Annotated in this window: 18 protein-coding genes; 16 read left to right on the top strand and 2 right to left on the bottom strand. The window is 61.5% G+C overall.

The window, feature by feature from the left end; translation table 11 throughout:
* Positions 1-6 precede the first annotated feature (6 nt).
* The 5 genes from BGI01S_RS05230 (at position 7) to BGI01S_RS05210 (ending at position 3,753) form a co-directional block, all read left to right on the top strand.
* On the top strand, positions 7-567 hold the full coding sequence (locus tag BGI01S_RS05230; RefSeq protein WP_042323012.1) for a DUF2857 domain-containing protein: 561 nt from the start codon (positions 7-9) through the stop codon (positions 565-567).
* A 2-nt stretch (positions 568-569) separates the two neighbouring features.
* Entirely contained in the window at positions 570-1,664 is a 1,095-nt protein-coding gene (locus BGI01S_RS05225) for an STY4528 family pathogenicity island replication protein (RefSeq protein WP_052400421.1), read from the top strand.
* A gap of 351 nt (positions 1,665-2,015) precedes the next feature.
* The gene (locus tag BGI01S_RS05220) at positions 2,016-2,828 is read left to right on the top strand and encodes a PFL_4669 family integrating conjugative element protein (protein ID WP_042323009.1); all 813 of its coding nucleotides are present in this window, start codon (positions 2,016-2,018) and stop codon (positions 2,826-2,828) included.
* Complete coding sequence (locus BGI01S_RS05215) at positions 2,825-3,355, top strand: DUF3158 family protein (protein ID WP_042323007.1); 531 nt, start codon at positions 2,825-2,827, stop codon at positions 3,353-3,355. The genes BGI01S_RS05220 and BGI01S_RS05215 overlap by 4 nt, the downstream gene beginning before the upstream one ends.
* Positions 3,352-3,753, top strand: a complete 402-nt coding sequence (locus BGI01S_RS05210; protein ID WP_042323005.1) for a single-stranded DNA-binding protein — start codon at positions 3,352-3,354, stop codon at positions 3,751-3,753. Before BGI01S_RS05215 ends, BGI01S_RS05210 begins: the two co-directional genes overlap by 4 nt.
* Before the next feature lie 152 nt (positions 3,754-3,905).
* Here the strand turns inward: BGI01S_RS05210 and BGI01S_RS30075 are convergent, their stop codons facing one another.
* Complete coding sequence (locus tag BGI01S_RS30075; protein WP_157004122.1) at positions 3,906-4,052, bottom strand: hypothetical protein; 147 nt, start codon at positions 4,050-4,052, stop codon at positions 3,906-3,908.
* Positions 4,053-4,093: 41 nt separating this feature from the next.
* Between BGI01S_RS30075 and BGI01S_RS05205 the strand changes: the two genes are divergently transcribed.
* From BGI01S_RS05205 to BGI01S_RS05195, 3 genes are all read left to right on the top strand, one after another.
* On the top strand, positions 4,094-6,109 hold the full coding sequence (locus BGI01S_RS05205) for a DNA topoisomerase III (protein WP_042323003.1): 2,016 nt from the start codon (positions 4,094-4,096) through the stop codon (positions 6,107-6,109).
* Between the two features lie 494 nt (positions 6,110-6,603).
* Positions 6,604-8,109, top strand: a complete 1,506-nt coding sequence (locus tag BGI01S_RS05200) for a DNA cytosine methyltransferase (protein ID WP_042323000.1) — start codon at positions 6,604-6,606, stop codon at positions 8,107-8,109.
* A gap of 615 nt (positions 8,110-8,724) precedes the next feature.
* Positions 8,725-8,943, top strand: a complete 219-nt coding sequence (locus tag BGI01S_RS05195; RefSeq protein ID WP_157004121.1) for a hypothetical protein — start codon at positions 8,725-8,727, stop codon at positions 8,941-8,943.
* Here BGI01S_RS05195 and BGI01S_RS28925 read toward each other — a convergent pair.
* On the bottom strand, positions 8,940-9,842 hold the full coding sequence (locus BGI01S_RS28925) for a hypothetical protein (protein ID WP_157004120.1): 903 nt from the start codon (positions 9,840-9,842) through the stop codon (positions 8,940-8,942). The two genes, BGI01S_RS05195 and BGI01S_RS28925, sit on opposite strands and share 4 nt — an antisense overlap.
* 810 nt (positions 9,843-10,652) lie before the next feature.
* Between BGI01S_RS28925 and BGI01S_RS05185 the strand changes: the two genes are divergently transcribed.
* From BGI01S_RS05185 to BGI01S_RS05150, 8 genes are all read left to right on the top strand, one after another.
* A complete protein-coding gene (locus BGI01S_RS05185) occupies positions 10,653-11,210 on the top strand; it encodes an STY4534 family ICE replication protein (protein ID WP_042322996.1) in 558 nt (185 codons plus the stop codon).
* Between the two features lie 107 nt (positions 11,211-11,317).
* On the top strand, positions 11,318-11,932 hold the full coding sequence (locus BGI01S_RS05180; protein ID WP_042322994.1) for a DUF3275 family protein: 615 nt from the start codon (positions 11,318-11,320) through the stop codon (positions 11,930-11,932).
* A 75-nt stretch (positions 11,933-12,007) separates the two neighbouring features.
* The gene (locus BGI01S_RS05175) at positions 12,008-12,397 is read left to right on the top strand and encodes a hypothetical protein (RefSeq protein WP_456299628.1); all 390 of its coding nucleotides are present in this window, start codon (positions 12,008-12,010) and stop codon (positions 12,395-12,397) included.
* A gap of 136 nt (positions 12,398-12,533) precedes the next feature.
* Positions 12,534-13,184: a hypothetical protein gene (locus BGI01S_RS05170; RefSeq protein ID WP_042322991.1), complete on the top strand. Its 651-nt coding sequence runs from the start codon at positions 12,534-12,536 to the stop codon at positions 13,182-13,184.
* Positions 13,185-13,251: 67 nt separating this feature from the next.
* Positions 13,252-14,361, top strand: coding sequence for a DUF6094 domain-containing protein (locus tag BGI01S_RS05165; protein WP_042322989.1), 1,110 nt, complete (start codon positions 13,252-13,254; stop codon positions 14,359-14,361).
* Between the two features lie 97 nt (positions 14,362-14,458).
* A complete protein-coding gene (locus BGI01S_RS05160; protein ID WP_042322987.1) occupies positions 14,459-14,767 on the top strand; it encodes a hypothetical protein in 309 nt (102 codons plus the stop codon).
* A gap of 77 nt (positions 14,768-14,844) precedes the next feature.
* Positions 14,845-15,162: a hypothetical protein gene (locus BGI01S_RS05155; protein WP_232624348.1), complete on the top strand. Its 318-nt coding sequence runs from the start codon at positions 14,845-14,847 to the stop codon at positions 15,160-15,162.
* A gap of 104 nt (positions 15,163-15,266) precedes the next feature.
* A complete protein-coding gene (locus tag BGI01S_RS05150) occupies positions 15,267-17,537 on the top strand; it encodes a helicase-related protein (protein ID WP_042322985.1) in 2,271 nt (756 codons plus the stop codon).
* Positions 17,538-17,605 lie beyond the last annotated feature (68 nt).

Raw genomic sequence — 17,605 nt, 5'->3', positions numbered from 1 at the left:
TCCATCATGTCGTCACCGCACCCGCTGAATCAGGCGGTCATTGCGCAGGCCCTGCACGATCTGCGCAACGGACAACTGCGTCGCTGCCAGGCGATGGGCTTTGGCGAGCGGGAACTCGATGCGCTCAAGCAACCCGCGATGGTGAGCATTCTGCTCAATGCGACGGTGTCCTGGTGTTCGGTGAAAGTCAATCGCGAAGTCCTTCACTATTTGCTGCGACAGGTGCAGGACGTCGAAACCGAGATCGCCACGGTCGACCGCATGCTACGTCTCGGCGCCAGTACCGAGATGGTAAGCCGCTTTTATGGACTAACCCATCAGGAAGTGGCGTTGCGCCGGGAAATCATTGGCTTGCCCAAACGCAAGGGGCGCCATCCGGTACTGAGCGAAGCGCAGGAAGCCGCCTTATGGGAGCGCTGGAAGCCCGCCGTCAAGGCGCGTGACATGGCTCTGAACGACGATATGGCGATGCTGCCCCTGGCCCTGGATCTCGCCGAAGCATTAGAACTGCCGGCTTCCGTCGTCTGGACCGCTATCCGGAACTGGATCGAGCAGGGTCTCATCTAGCCATGCCCTCATCGATCCTCACACGCACGATAAATTCGGGCGACGCTTTCCTGTTCAGTGGCAATCGCCACGAAAGTGTGCCGCGCGCGCTGTTCCTCGACCCCCGTCTTACCCCGCTCGAACGCAACGCCTGGCAGGTCATCCGTATGCAACTCAACACCGATGGCCTGACCGCGTTTCCAACCTACGAGCAGTTGCGTCCGTTTCTCGCGTCCATGCCCTGCGCGGCGAAAGCCTCCTTCGAGACGGTGGCGCGCGCCCTCACACTCCTTCGCCTCACGCGCTGGTTGAGTCTCGTGCAGCGCCGGCGCGATCCCAGGACGGGTCGAATGCAGGGCAATGTCTATGTGCTGCACGACGAGCCCCTGACACCGTTCGAGGCGATGCAACTCGACCCCGAGTACCTTGGTCTGGTCAGCCACGCGCTCACGCACGCTAGCAAGGCCATCCAGCGCATCGGCCAGCACGTACTGCGCGAGATCAGTGAAGACCCGATGCTCGGCGGCCGGATTTTGCCCACCCGCCTGCAGATCGTGATGGATCGCCTGGCCCGGCAAGGTTGGGAATCCGCAGGTGAGGACGCGACCGCCTCGACTGCGGTGAGTTATCCACAGGATGCTGCCGTTCACGAATCCGAAGCGGGGCGCGAACCCTTACCTGTCGCGCCACTTCCGAATCCGAAGCAGGACCGTACAGTACGTACCAAGAGTATTTATTCAGAAGTACGTACTGTACCGCGCGTGCGCGAGGCGTCGGCACCACCCCATCTTCGTCTACCGCAACGATTCAACGCGCTGAAGGACGAGCAACAGGCCGGCGCCCTCATCGCGTTGCAACAGGTCGAAGCGAACCTGCAGCAAGCCGTCCTGGACGAATGGGATACGCGATGTCAGGCCAGCATCGTGCGCCATCCGGCCGGTTACTTATTTGGCACGATCCAGAAAGCCATCCGCGGTGAGTTCAAGGCATGGGCGATTCAACAGGCCACGCCTGCCAGGGCACCGGCTCGTCCAGAAACACCGCCCCGCCGGCCGGGCAATCCGGCGCAGGCGCAGGAACACATCGCACGACTGCGCGCGATGCTGCGCATCACCTGATATACCTCGGACGGCCTTCCGTTCCGGCGCCCCCGTTCGCCGGCTTTATACCAGTGGTATAGCGGTACAGGCAGCCTTCCCGTCAGCCGATCAACTCGCAATCGGCACACCGCTCCCACCGGCCATCTGAATTTATGCCAGTGGTACAGCGGTACAGGCAGCCTTCCCGCCAGCCGATCGGCTCGCGATCGGCACCTCGCTCTGGCCGGTCGTCTGGATTTATACCAGTGGTATAGCGGGACACGCCGCCTTCCACAGCACGAACACGTCGGATGCGGCGTCGTATTGTTCACTGACGTCCTTCCGTCTCGTGGTGATGCTGACGGCTCCCTCCCCAAGCGAGTCGTCAGCATGGCCAACGAACTGGAATTGAATCTCGGCTCACTGCGCAGCGCCATGGCGCTGACGTTGCACACCCATCACGCCTCGCGCATCTGGCATGGCCGCGCCGCGGCCGAAGGACGGCCGGGCATCATCGGTCTGAACGGCTTCGTCTCGATCATGAACAGGATGAAGCGCGGCGCCGAACAGGACGACCCCTACTCGGACTGGTGGATGCTACGGGTCGAGGACAAGCTCACCGACACCAGGACACGATTACAGGTCTTGCGTGAGCAGGTCGATCAGGCGCTGACTGCCGTCCCTGCGGCCCTCAGTGTGGGCGAAAACCTGAACGTGCAGCCGGTCAAACTGCCGCTGTTCATCAATGCCCAGCTCGGCTTCATGGCCGTCTATCTGCTCGCGGACTTCGACGAACTGGCCCGTCGTCTGATCCTCGCCCACCACACCGCGATGATCGATCGCAACACACTGGAGCGCTGGCTCAACGAAGGGGCGCACGCGCTGCGCAGTCTGTTCGCGCTGGCCCAGCAGTACAAATACTCGGGCACGCAGCGCGATGATTTCGCCGCCAACAATGCCGCCGCACGCGCCGCGCTGGAAAAGTTCGGGCCGTTGCCGCAGGACGTACTGGAAGGCACACGCCGCTCACGCTTCGCGCCCCCCATCGCGCGCCGCTCCGCACTGGGCGGCGGCGCCGGGCGGACGCGTCCGGGGACTGCGCCTTCCACCGCCGATCTCGATGCCGACACCAATGCAGCGACAGATCCTGCGCCAGTCGTTGGGACATCCGGGCCTGACGACACCGGGGACGCCTCGGCATGACGACATCGTCCCGCTTCAAAACACTGGAACAGACTGACTTCCAGCGGCTGGAACACGCAGCCTACCTAAAAGGCCTTTTAAAACCCTTTAAGAGTAAGGGGAGTCTGGAGGACTGGGCCAGCCAGTGTGTGGCGGTACGCGACGATCTGATCGCCCTGGCGCAGCGGCATGTTCTGGCGCAGGTGCGCAGCTATCCCTTCAGCCTGCTGTCCGCACACCTGGCCCAGCAAACCACTGGCGCAGGGACGACCTTTCTGCGCTGGCGCAACGTCGATCGCTCGGCGATGGGTGTGGCGCTGTGGGAGGCGTTGATGGCCGACCCGAAGACGCCCGCCTCACTGATCGATGATCTGTTCGCCATCGAGCTGCAGCGCATCGTCTTCAACATGCAGGTGAGCCTCGCCCACACCCTCGCCCGTCAGGCCCAGGACTGCGCCGGCAAGGTGGCGCGGGCCGAAGCGGTGTACCACCGACGGATCGACCGATCCGTCTCCCCTCCCTCCAGCACAACGAAGGAATCTTCATGAGCACACACTTCTTTGGTGACGGCAATATCGGCTCGCCCCCCGAGTTCCGCGAAATTCCCAATGGCAACGAAGAACCGCGCAGGGTGCTACGCCTGAACGTTTATTTCGATAACCCGGTACCGGGCAAGGACGGCTTTGAGGATCGCGGCGGCTTCTGGGCACCAGTTGAATGGTGGCACCGCGATGCCGAACAATGGGCCACCCTGTTCCAGAAGGGCATGCGGGTGCAGGTCAGCGGTCGCGAAGAGCGGGATGACTGGACCGACGATGACGACAAGCCGCGCACCACATACAGGATCAATGCCCGCGGCGTGAGCATCCTGCCGTACCGCATTGCAAGCGTCACGATGCGTCCGAAATCAGCAACAGGAGAGTCCCCGGCTGCAACGGATGAATAACCATCGGGCCGACCCGGGCGGCTGGAACAGGTTTCCGCCGCCCGGCATGCGCCAGTCACCACGCCTTCGCGTCCTGCGCCAATTTATACCAGTGGTATAGCGGAACACGCAGCCTTCCCGATCCGTTCGCCATCGTCGCCAGGACCATTGGCTCAATCGTTGATCACATAACGCAGAAACATCGCGTGCACGATCAGGGAACCGGCGCTAACGGCTTCCACTGTCGTCCAGTCGCCGCGACACAAAACGAAGTGGCCGCTGCCGGTTACTTTGCAGCGCTGCGCCGATCCGCCGGACATGCTGACGCTCATTCAGTGAACGTCATTCCAGTGGAGGCGGTATGCGTGTATTTCTCTGCGAGAAACCGTCCCAGGGCAAGGACATCGCGCGGGTATTGGGCGCCAGTCAACGCGCCTTCGGCTGCTACAGCGGTCCCGGCATCATAGTGACCTGGTGCATCGGCCATCTGGTCGAAGCGGTTCCGCCCGAAGGTTATGGCGAGCAGTACAAGTACTGGTCCATCGAACAGTTGCCCATCATCCCGGAGCACTGGCGCGTGGATGTCAAGGACAAGACCGCTGACCAGTTCAGGGTGGTACGCAACATCATCGGGTCGGCATCAGCCGTCGTCATCGCGACCGATGCCGACCGTGAAGGCGAAATGATCGCCCGCGAGATTCTCGACCTGTGTGCTTACCGCGGACCGATCGAGCGTCTGTGGTTATCAGCTCTGAACGATGCATCAATCCGTAAGGCGCTCGCGGCCCTGAAACCGGCAGCGGAAACGCTGCCGCTGTACTACTCGGCCCTGGCGCGCTCGCGTGCGGACTGGCTCATCGGCATGAATCTGAGCCGGCTGTTCACGCTGCTTGGTCGCCAGGCAGGCTACGACGGCGTGTTGTCGGTGGGCCGCGTACAGACGCCCACCTTGCGGTTGGTGGTTGATCGCGATCGGGAGATCGCCCGATTTGTATCCGTGCCGTACTGGAGTGTGACGGCCACGCTGACAGGCAACGGCCAGTCATTCACCGCCGACTGGCTCGCACCGGAAGGTACGATCGACGCAGCAGGCCGCTGCCTGCAGCAGTCGGTCGCGCAACAGGCGGCCGATCGGATTCGCGCGGGACGCGAAGCGCAGGTGCTGTCCGTGGAAACCGAGCGCGTGCGCGAAGCCGCGCCACTGCCTTTCGATCTCGGCACCTTGCAGGAAGTCTGCTCACGCCAGTTCGGGCTCGACGTCCAGGAAACGCTGGACATCGCGCAGTCGCTGTATGAGACGCATAAAGCGACGACCTATCCCCGCTCGGACTCGGGCTACCTGCCCGAGAGCATGCTGGCCGAAGTGCCGGCCGTGGTCGATGCCCTGCTCGCCACCGATCCCGGTTTGCGCCCCTTGATCGATCAGCTCGACCGGACCCAGCGCTCGCGCGCGTGGAACGACAGCAAAGTGACGGCGCACCACGCCATGATCCCGACGCTGGAGCCGGCCAACCTGTCCGCCATGTCCGACAAGGAACGGGCGGTGTACGGCCTGATTCGCGCACACTATCTGGCGCAGTTCCTGCCGCACCATGAGTTCGACCGGACGACCGCGATGCTCACCGCGGGCGGCCAGTCATTGCAGGCGACCGGCAAGCAGGTCGTGGTACCGGGCTGGCGCCTGGTACTGGTCAACAGCGGACCCGACGCAGCAGACGATGAGCCGGCGCAGCGCAGCCAGATCCTGCCGCCGCTATCGAGCAACACGCGCTGCGGCGTCGAACAGGTCGAACTGAAGGCCTCCAAAACGCTGCCGCCCAAGCCGTACACGCAGGGCGAACTGGTCAAGGCGATGAAAGGGGTCGCCCGACTCGTGACCGACCCGCGCCTGAAGCAGAAGCTGAAGAAGACGACGGGCATTGGTACCGAAGCCACGCGCGCCAGCATCATCAGCGGCCTGCTAGCTCGGAGCTACCTGGTCAAAAAGGGCCGTGCCATCCGCGCATCGGAGGCTGCCTTCACGCTCATCGACGCGGTGCCAGCAGCGATCGCCGATCCGGGCACAACCGCGATCTGGGAACAGGCGCTGGACATGATCGAGGCCGGCCAGATGACGCTGGACAGTTTCATCGCCAGACAGTCCGCCTGGATCGACCAGCTCGTCCAGCAATATCGTGGGGCTCGTCTGGCCATCACGCTGCCTGAGAGTCCACCGTGCCCGCTCTGTGCATCGGTTATGCGCAAACGCAACGGCAAGAACGGCCCGTTCTGGTCCTGTAGTCACTATCCGGATTGCAAAGGCACGATGCCGATCGAAACGTCCGGCAACAAACGCTCGTCGCGCAAATCATCCCGATCTTCGCCGACCAGGCACTGAATACCATGTTCCTGTACCTCGCTCTCGCGAGGCCCCGAACACACTCCGATCTTCTTGCAATGGTGTGTCCGTCCGCGCCGCTCGCGCAGACGAGAAGAAATCCGTCATCCAGCCCCATCGCTCCTGATCTGCTGCTCTTCCTGCCATGGCGGTGGGTCTCCTGACCGCTTGCTGCTGCGAGCGACAAGGAGACCCACTGCGGTCGCAGGTACTCCATGCCGCACCCGCCGGCGAATGCGGGTTCCGTTTGTGCACGGATGTGTGCCAACGAATATCGGTTCCAGCCACGACACGGACCGGGTGCGATTGCTGAGACAGCGCAAGGCTTTGACGACAGCCTGAGCCGTGCATCAGCCCACAGGTGGCATCGTCCTCCCCACCGAAGGTTGCTCCAACCTTCGGTGCCTTCTTCCCGTCACGCCATGGGAAGCGTCCGACTGTCCTCGCGGCCCGCGCTGCCCTTCGACCACGCTCTCCCGACAGGAACCCCTACGATGACTTCCCCCTCGCATCTTCGCTACGGTAGTGTCTGCAGCGGCATCGAAGCCGTCAGCCTCGCCTGGCGCCCCCTGGGACTCGAACCGGCCTGGTTCTCGGAAATCGATCCGTTTCCGTGCGCCGTTCTGGCCCACCATTACCCCACGACTCCCAACCTCGGCGATCTGAACGGCATCGCCCGCCAGGTCAGCGACGGCACCGTCTGCGCGCCCGACATTCTGGTCGGCGGCACACCATGCCAATCGTTTAGCGTTGCCGGCGCACGCCGCGGCATGTCCGACCCACGCGGCGCCCTCACGCTCACCTATGTGGAGCTTGCCAATGCCATCGATCACGTCCGCCAGCGGCGCCGCGAAGCGCCCGCCGTCTTCGTCTGGGAAAACGTCCCGGGTGTCCTCTCGGACAGCACCAGCGCTTTTGGCTGTCTTCTTGGCGCGCTGGCTGGGGCGGGCCGTGCATTGCAGCCAGCAGGGTCCCGGTGGACGCACGCTGGTTGTGTCTATGGACCCCGGCGCGCCATCGCCTGGCGGGTGCTCGATGCTCAATTTTTCGGCGTCGCCCAACGCCGCCGCCGCGTGTTTCTTGTGGCAAGTGGTCGAGACGGATTCGATCCCGCCGCAGTACTTTTTGAGCCCGGTGGCATGCCGGGGCATCTTGCGCCGGGCTGGCAAGCGCGGCAAGACCCTCCCCCCGTTGCTACAGCAAGCGCTATCGGCGCAAGCCCGCGCGGCTACGGACTGACATCCGGCTACGGGAAAGTCACCCTCTCGGCCTGCTTTGGCGGCGGCAACACCAGCGGCCCCATCGAGCGGGCGGCCTGCCTCACCGCACCGGGACACAGGAGCGACTTCGATGTCGAGACCTTCGCCGTGCAATCCGTCACCGGTGTTATCAGCCACACCCTGGACACGGCCAACGGTGGCAAAGGATGCGGTGAAGACGGCACAGGGCGCGGTGTGCCCATCGTATTCGCGCCGGGCGTCGGCTCACGCCCCGATCGCAGGCGAAGCGCATGCACGATTGCATTCGCCCAGAACAATCGCGGCGAGGTACGCCTGGAATCGGGTCATGGTGAACTGGCCGGCACACTGATGTCGAAAGGCAAGCCAGGCTATGGCCTTCCCCTCGTCGCAAGCGTCGCCCTTCGTGGCCGCGGCCACGGTGCGACGGCCGAATTGGGGGACCACCTGTCCCCGGCGCTGCGGGCATCGCAAGGCGGTAGCGACAAGGCGCATGTCGCCCTCCCTTGCGGCGTCGAGGCGCACTTCCAGTACGACCCTCACCATCCAGTCGCCGGGTCGCCGGACTGGTCGACATGGCGTGTACGCCGGTTGATGCCGATGGAGTGCGAGCGTCTACAGGGTATGCCCGATAACTACACGCTGGTGCCCTACCGCGGCAAGCCGGCTGCCGACTCACCGCGGTACAAGGCAATCGGTAACTCGATGGCGGTGCCATGCGTGGCATGGCTGGGCCGTCGTCTGCTGCATGTGCTCGATTAACGGGTGTGGGACCGACACCGATTGTGGGCTGACGCAGCAGCGTCTACCCGCCCCCCTGCTCTTATGTGTCGCTGGTCTCGACCCGCACCATGCCAGCAGCCCGCGGTCCGCCAGGCTGCGCCGCAGATCAGTTCTGCGTTGACCGCTCCAGTCCGCATTGCATCGTCTAGGCGGATAACGCCAGCCGTTGGCGTTGATGCATGTTTTTCCAACCGTCCTATCCACCTCACGGGAAGTTTCTGCATCCCGTCGGGATGTGGTGCTTCCTGATCTTCAGGAGTCCGTCATGTCCCCAAACGCTTCCTCACCCGTACAGACCGAATCAACCGCGCGCACATGCATCGGCTATCTGGCCCTGACGTATGAAGATCTACGCCTGCCCTTGCAGATCCTGAAAAGTGCCGCGGGCTACTACCTCGGCACGGCCCACGAAGGCGAACCCGTTTCACGTGAATCCCACGAGTATTTCGTGAGCCACGAGGCCGCCACCCGCGCACTCGCACACTTGCATCGGGCGACTGGCATAGGCCGGTTCACTTCGCATCAGTACCACGGCCATGTGCCCCAACGGCACCGGTGCCCGTGCGTCCACGCTGCATCCCAACCGGATGGGGCATGTCCCATACCATCAATAAAGGAATCTTTATGAATGTGCTTATCCAGCAGCAACGCATCACCTTGAAAAACCTCAAGGTCTGTTTTCTACCAGACATCACGGTCGAGCGCGACGCGCGCATCGCCCCACTGGCCGACACCACGGCCATCCGTCTGGTCGTCTTGCTGCCGAATGTTCGGCCATCATGGCCGGACGTCGATCTATGGTCAGACGCCTAGCGCGGACCACAGTAAAGATTCTCCCAGAGGTCGAAATAGCATTTGCCTTTGAAGAGCAGAGCGAGCGCGTGGAATATCGCAGCTTCGACGTTGCCAACGTACTCCTGCGCCGTTACTGCATCAATATCAGTGGCGATAGGTCTGTGTATGAGCGCGTTGCGTTTCTCAGCGCCGGAACTGAGTGCCTTGAGGTACGGCGAGCGCTCACCGAGATACGCATCAAGTATCTCGCCGTAGAGTTTGCTCAGTGGCGGAGAAGGAAAGTGTTTAAACAAGACCTCAGTTTCCGGGCGTGCCATCTGAAGAATTTCCTTGATGGATAGCTCTGCTGCGATAGTCGCGTCGACCCACCGATACCGCGGGTCCGCTTCGGCTTTCGCACGGTGAAGATAACGCATGCCGACCAGCGGTTTGACGTCATCGGCGATCATCTGTTGCAAGGATTCTGCTGTGGCTCCTGTCAGTACGGGAACCTGTCGAACGGTGGTCGATCCGTGCACCCAGGACGGAAAACTTTTCCATTCGTTGCTGGCCGATTCTTTCCACTTCAGCCTGTCGCCGGCCAGTGCTCCCTCGGGAATCATCGCGTCCCGCGCCAAAAGGTATTTCCAGGCATGCAGCACCACCTCGGCCGTTGACCTTATTTCAGCCTCCAACCGGTTTAGTACAGGCGGATAGTCGTTTCGGATAACGGGCGTCCCAGTTTGTGCAAGAGCGAACATGACTTCGGGTTCGACGCAAAGGTCGGATAGCTGGACACTGCAGCGACGACCTGACAGATCAAGGTCGACTTGCGCATGAGGACCGCCCCGAAACGGGACACTAATCTTCGCACGCCCGGAAAGATGAACATTTGGTGCCACTGAAATGATGAATTCGGCGTTGATATCAATCGGCATATTCAGTTTTCGTGCTGTCGGCTGCTTATTTCAGATTTCTTAGTTGAAAAATAGCAACCGTTGCCGCGCAACCACCTTTCTTGGCAGCGATGAGATTGCCTAAATTTGTGTGGTTAAATTCAAGGCTTGGCAAGCCATTGTACGTTTCGATTGCTCTTGAAAATGTGACCAGAACTGTAGCAAACAATCGAGGATTCGGACGTGACGTGAAGTGCACTGGTGGAAGTCCCTATGGAGGGCTCAGCTGATAACCGAGAGCCAAAAAATAGTCGTGCTCGTGCAGCACAATCAAACTGCAGCGTTCGCTGCGAAGCGAAATCTGCTCTCTTAGGGTGTGTCGAGGACTTTCCGCAATCTGCGCTCATTTTCCACGCCGCGCTGATAGGAGAAGGTTGAGTTGGCTTTAGGCTTCCGCAGATGACCACTATTTTTCCTCAAGATCCGGGCAGCCTTCTCCGGGAATCGGCGATGTGCCTTTTTGTTCATCAGAAATTCGCCCTCGTCACGCGCATCGAAAGCGGAGCACCTGCGTTTCCTATTCTCACTCGCGGACATACGCCCCATGGATACCCTAAACGCATGTTCTGTTGACTCCGGTCAGCAACATGCCCAGGTAGCCATTCCCAGGATCTTCAAGGCTACGGCGCGGTTTCGACCGTGTTGATCACACCAGTTCGCTTCAGGCATCAAACGCGAACGCCCATCGGATTATCGATGGTGATGCCATTTCCGTCTATCAACCCGCGCGGGGGTTCCACACCTCCCTACCGGGTCGGTGTGTCTCCGCATTTTTCCTTCAGGAGATTCACCATGACCACCTCATCCAACGCAAAGAGCTATTTTGATCTGCACATCACCGGTCTCGGGTATCTGAATCGCATTCGCGAAGTAAAGCCCAAGAAAGGCGATGCGTTCCTGGCCTGCGATATCGCAGCACTGAACGGCCCAAGCGATGACGTCTCGTATGTGCGTTTTGACACGCGCGTATCGGGCTCGGACGCACAGCACCTGGTTCGCCGCTGTGCCGACGCAGTCGACGCGGAGAAGAAAGTGCTGGTCGCGTTTCGCCTGGGCGATCTGTGGGCCGATACGTTCACCTATTCCAAGGGCAAGCGAGCGGGTGAACAGGGTGTGAGCTTCAAGGCACGCCTGCTGTTCATCAGCTGGATCAAGGTCGATGGCACGCTGCTCTACAAGGCTGAACCGAAGTCGGCCGACACCAACGAGCATGAAGCGCAAGCCCCAGTGGCTGCTGACAGACCCATCGAGCAGGAAACACCGACGCCGGAATCATCCGAATCCGCCGCCGATTCTGCCGACGAGACACTGGCCAATGCTCCTGCATTCGCCGCTGGCGAGTCGTTCTGATCCATAAGGCCCCGTTCTCCGGGGCCTTATTTCCTTCCCACAAAGTCGCGCAGCCAGCACATCCGTGCGGGCCGTACGCGACCGCCCGTTCTCAGCAGGAGGCTTCCATGATTACCCTCCCCGGCCAACTGGCCATCAAGACTATCCATGGCCGCAATGGCGACTTTAACGTCGGTCGTTTGGCGACCTCCATTGGCGAGTTCGTCGTGAAGAACGCCGAACTCGATCAATATGAGGAAGGCAAGTACGACGGCGATTTCATCATCGCCGAGATTCGCCCTTCTACGTACAACGCCAATGGTCGCATGGTCATCGAGATCCGCGCTCACCTGGGCGGCATGACCCTCTCCAACATCGACGCCCTGAGCGGCGACGAAGCCCGCCAGATGAGTCCGCAAGAGGTCGATCCGATCGACGAGGAAGCGCAGGCACCCGCTGCGGCAACGCCCAGGGCAACACCCCCGGCGAAGCCCTGCAACCCGCGTCATCCGCTGGTCGATACCACGCCGTTCGGCACCGAGCCGACCGCCACGTCCATCGAGGCTTCGGCTGAGGCAAACGACGCGGCACTGTTCGGCATGCTGTGGCCACTGGGCAAGATCGTCAAGCTCGATTCCACCGTCGATCGCCGCGTGCTGCGTGAGCAGCGCGACCGTCTCGGTGTGCTGGGCTACGAGTTCGCACCGTTGTCCCAGGACTGGCACCTCGCGATTGCTGCCTGATTCCGACATCCCACCACCCGCCGGGGTTCTTCCCAGATGGGAAGCGCTCCGGTCCTTTTCATCAAGGAGACCTTCATGGGCTGGACTTTTTCCAACTGCACCCGCAGCGAGCTGATCCGCGAGCTAACCCGAACGGACAACAGCGATGCGGCATGCTACGAAACGACTGCCTACACCCTGCGCGGCAACGTGCTGTGGTCCGTCATCCGGATCACAGCCACGCGATCGGACTTCATCAAGCTGGATGCCGTGCAATCCAGCACGTTCATCGCCTGCTACCTGCTGGAGGGTTCCGGCGCCAGGTGGGCTACAAACCAATGGACGAGTCGATGCACCCGTTCTATTACTCGTGCCCGCTCAGCTATCTGGCAATGGCACCTGAGCAGTCGGTCAGGTGGCGCGAAGGTGTGCGTGCCTATCACGCACGCCGCCGTACACCAACCGCACCAGCTACGCCAGGCGTGACCTGATCCCGCGAGATGCATATTCCCAAGCCGCACACCCGGCCATTCGAGCCGGAGTAACAGAGTCTTTCTCACCCCACGGGGCAGGCCTTGCCCCATCGGGCAAGTGCTGTCCCTTTTCTTTCGAGGACATCACCATGCCCACACCTTCATCTTCCACCCCGCTGTATCGCATCGACGAATGCCCCGATCTGATGGCCGACGGCTGCGTCAGTGACGAACACGGCAATCTGGTATTCCTGTCCGTCTGGGCGCGTGACACCGCCGTCCAGGAATTTCTGGCCCGCCTGACCCTCGGGCGCGACGCGCAGGGATTGGACCAGTTTCACATCGTCACCGAACAGGGCAGTTCGATCCCGGTCTTCGTCGGCAACGTCGAGCACCTGGAGAAGCGCAGCACGCGTGCATTCCGGCGCACGCTGTTCGGCTCCATGGTTCACCTGTGGCTGTTCGATCGCCGCTGTGTGAAGCCCGATAAAACCAACGCCAGCGCACTGGCCCTACTCCCCCGGGGTTCTGCCCATCAGCTCGATCGTTTATGGACGCTAGTGCAGGACACCTGCCCATTGCCGTTGCTCGACCACTGGCGCGAGATCGTGCTGGATCTGTTGCAGTCGCGGGACATGCTGTCCCGTCTTCCGTTCGCCCTCGGGCCGCTGGAAGGCCATCGGCTGGCACTCAACATACCGGTACTGACGTCGGCGCTGGGCGACTTGATCCGTCACGGCACGCTTGGTGCATCGCAGTACGAACTGGCCGCGAACGCACCGCTTCGACGTGTCGCGTGATCTTTTCAACCGGGGCACGCACGCCGCGTGTGCCCGCCCTCTTTCATCCGTCTATCAGGAGAACTCCATGGCTCTCATGTTCCCGCGCCTTGCGCGTAATTTCATCAAGAACGGTTACTTCCCCACCGACGAGCCTACGTTGGAGCGGACACTGTCTGCTCTCGCACCGGCCAACGGCCCCATGTGCATCCTTGATCCCTGCGCCGGCGAAGGCGTGGCGATCGCCGAAGCCGCTCACATCCTCGGGCGCGAGCAGGTTCAGGCGTTCGCCGTGGAGTACGACGCCGAGCGTGCGAACCACGCCCGGCAACTGGTCAATCATTGCCTGCACGGCGACCTGATGGATACGCTGATCTCACGGCAAGCCTTCGGACTGATGTGGCTGAATCCACCGTATGGCGACCTGTCCAGGGACGTCAACGGCAATATCGGCTATCAAGGTCAGGGGCGCGCCCGGCTGGAGAAGCTGTTCTATCAGCGCGCGCTGCCGTTATTGCAGTATGGCGGCGTCCTGATCTTCATCGTACCGTCCTACGTGCTCGACGCCGAGCTGGTCGGATGGCTGACGCGCCATTTTGCTGACCTGCGCATCTACCGTGCGGTGGAGACGCAGTTCAGGCAGGTCGTCATCTTCGGACGCCGGATTCGCCAGCGCGAGCAACTCTCGGATTCAGTCAAAGCCACACGCGGTTTGCTGCTGCAGATCGGGCAAGGCGATGGTGAAGCAGAGGAGTTGCCGCTCGAATGGCCGTTCCTGCCGTACACCGTTCCCGTCAGCCCCACCGAACCGGAGCACTTCTATCGCGTCACGATGGAGCCCGAGCAGTTCGCCGACGAAGTCGGTCGGCTACGCGGACTCTGGCCGATGCTCGACACGTATCTCGGTGCCGCACAGCAGTCATTGCGGCCACCCGCGCGCGCATTGTCCCACTGGCATCTAGCCCTGGCTCTGGCCGCGGGTGCGATTTCAGGTGTCGTGCAGTCAAAAAGTGGCCGAACGCTCGTCGTGAAAGGCGACACCCACAAGGAGAAAACCCACCAGACGGAGTACACCGAACGTGACGACGGCTCCGTGGCCGAAACACGCATTCTTACCGACAGGTTCGTGCCGGTCATCCGCGCCTGGGACATGACACCGGGCTCGCCAACGACAGGCGAAGTGCTGACCATCCGCTAATCGCTATCCCTGACGGTTCGCCGTCACTCCATCCACCCACTGGGGTCACGTCACCCCGCGGGGATGCCGTGCCCCCTCCATCCTCAACGAGTTCGACATGGCAGAAGAAACACTCTTCAGCCTGATTCCCAATGCGCGCTTCTCGCCTGGCCGCATCCTCATGACCATCGGGATCAATGAGCTGGTCCAGCAAGGCCGGTTCAATCCCGGCTCGTACCTGCACCGCCATCTCAGCGGTGATTGGGGCGACGTGGGCCTCGGCGGCCAACGGCGAAACGATGCCGCATTGATATCCGGCGAAGATCGCCTGTTCTCGTGCTATCAGGGCGATTCTGACCTGACGTTCTGGATCATCACCGAATGGGATCGCAGCGTCACGACATTGCTGCTGCCCAACGAATACTGATCCTGCTCATACCACCACCCACCGGGGCCATGCCACCCCGATGGGGTGTCGCGGCCCCTCACCTGGAGCTGTGCATCATGATGTTGATCTTTCAATTCGGTTCACTCTGCGTCGCCATCGGCGATCCCCGCTTCAATCCCGGTCGGCTTAAAGTTAGTCCCGGAGTCAAGACACTTGAAATGCAAGGCCGTCTATTCGCGGCGCTCTATCTGCGGCGTCACCTCAACACTGATTGGGGCGACATCAGCGAAGCAGATCGCCTCTTCAACGATGTGTCGTTATGCAACGATGGTCGCCTCGCTTCATCGTATCGGATCGCATCCGACATCACGCTCTGGATCATCACCGAAGCCGATCGCAGCGTGACCACGATTCGACTCCCAGACGAATCTTGACTCTCCACCAGGCCGGTTCTTCCGCTGGTCCCTTCTTTTCACCCTCGGGGCATGCCATCGCCCCATGGGGACGGTGCGTGCTCCGCTTTTCCCAGGAGCACATCATGTCCACCAACCTCGTACCCGATCAGAACACCACCGTGCAGGGCGACCTGCTCGAGACGGCCACCGATCCTCTCACCGTGAGTCTGCCGGACTTCGTCACGGAATTCGGCGACGATCTGCTCGATTCACTCAACCGCGCCAATCCGCCCGTCTATGCGGGTCTGCCGCGAAGCCATCGGCAGCGCGTCATCGCTGGTCTCAAACGCCAGCTGTTCCCGGCACAAGCCGATGTCGTCCACGCCGTCACCGAGCTGCTGATTGATCGTGGCGAACGCGCCGCGATCGTGAACGGTGAGATGGGCTGCGGCAAGACAACCGTCGGTATCGCCACGGCGGCCGTACTCAATGCCGAAGGCTACCGCCGTACCCTGGTCCTCTCTCCGCCGCATCTCGTCTACAAATGGCGGCGTGAGATCCAGGAGACGGTGGCGGGCGCCAAGGTCTGGGTGCTTAACGGCCCGGATACGCTTGTCAAACTGCTGAAGCTGCGCGAGCAGTTGGGTGTACCCGCCCAGGGCCAGGAATTCTTCGTCCTTGGACGTGTGCGCATGCGCATGGGCTTTCACTGGAAGCCGTCGTTCGTACAGCGGAGAACCCGTCATGGACTGATCGGTGTCTGCCCACACTGTGGCCACATCATCACTGACCCGGACGGCGAACCGCTCAATACGGTCGAACTCGAAGCGGAGGAATCCCGCCGCAAATGCAGTGACTGCGAGGCTGCACTCTGGACACTGATTCGACCCAGGGGGTTATCCGCCAGTGATCAATCCTCCGCCGTACTCAAAGCGTTAAAGCGTATTCCGACGATCGGCGAAATCACCGCACAGAAACTGATGCAGAAGTTCGGCGATGCCTTTCTCGCGTCGATGCTCGGGGACAACATCCACGAGTTCATCAACCTGATGGACGGTAACGGCGAGCTGGTGTTTTCTGATCGGCAGGCGCATCGCATGGAACGCGCAATGGCAAGTATGGAGTTCGGCTTCGGCGAAGGTGGCTACCAGCCTTCGGAATTTATCAAACGCCAACTACCCCAGGGCACGTTCGACCTGCTCATCGCCGACGAGGCGCACGAGTACAAGAACGGCGGTTCTGCCCAGGGCCAGGCGATGGGTGTGCTGGCGGCGAAAGCACGCAAGACGCTTCTGCTCACCGGCACCTTGATGGGCGGCTACGGCGATGACCTTTTCTATCTGCTATTCCGTGCCCTGCCTGGGCGAATGATCGAAGACGGCTACCGGCCAACGAAGCAAGGCAGCATGACGTCGGCTGCGATGGCGTTCATGCGCGACCATGGCGTGCTCAAGGATATCTATTCGGAAAACAAGGGCACAGCACACAAGACCGCCAAAGGCACCAGGGTATCGGTGCGCACGGTCAAGGCGCCGGGTTTTGGTCCAAAGGGTGTATTGCGTTGCGTCCTGCCCTTCACGGTCTTCCTGAAGTTGAAGGACATCGGTGGCAATGTGCTGCCGCCCTACGACGAGGAGTTTCGTGAGGTCGCCATGACCACCGGCCAGGCGCAAGCCTACCGCACGATGGCGGGCACGCTTACGCTGGCGCTGAAGCAGGCGCTGGCCAAACGCGACACGACGCTACTCGGTGTTGTTCTGAACGTGCTGCTGGCGTGGCCGGATACGTGTTTTCGCACGGAGACGGTCAAACACCCCCGGTCCCGCGAGCTGCTGGCCTTTGCGCCCTCGCAGTTCAATGAGCTGGAGGTGATGCCCAAGGAGCGTGAGCTTGTCGATATCTGCCGGCAGGAAAAGGCCGCCGGTCGAAAGACCCTGGTCTATAGCGTCTATACCGGCACACGCGACACGACCTCACGCCTGAAGGTGCTGCTCGAACAGGAAGGCTTCAAGGTGGCGGTGCTGCGCGCAAGCGTGGATGCCTCCCGCCGGGAAGACTGGATCGCCGAGCAACTGGACCGCGGCATCGACGTGCTCATCACCAATCCGGAGCTCGTCAAAACCGGTCTCGATCTGCTGGAGTTTCCAACGATCGTGTTCATGCAGTCGGGCTACAACGTGTATTCGTTGCAGCAGGCCGCACGGCGTTCATGGCGTATCGGGCAGAAGCAACCCGTGAAGGTGATTTTTCTCGGCTATGCGGACACGTCGCAGATGACTTGCCTCGGTCTGATGGCCAGGAAGATCCTGGTATCGCAAAGCACGTCGGGAGACGTGCCGGAGTCGGGGCTCGATGTATTGAACCCGGATGGCGATTCGGTCGAGGTCGCACTCGCACGACAGCTCGTCCATTAAATCTGGCTCAGCCTTCGACAGCCCCTTCGGGGGCTGTCTCGTTATAACGGGGCCTGGAGAGTTCCAGT

This window comes from Paraburkholderia ginsengisoli NBRC 100965, from assembly GCF_000739735.1.
GTDB classification, from domain to species: Bacteria; Pseudomonadota; Gammaproteobacteria; order Burkholderiales; family Burkholderiaceae; genus Paraburkholderia; species Paraburkholderia ginsengisoli.
The sequence above is the reverse complement of the archived record's forward strand: the minus strand, read 5'-3'. Positions and strand labels throughout refer to the sequence as shown.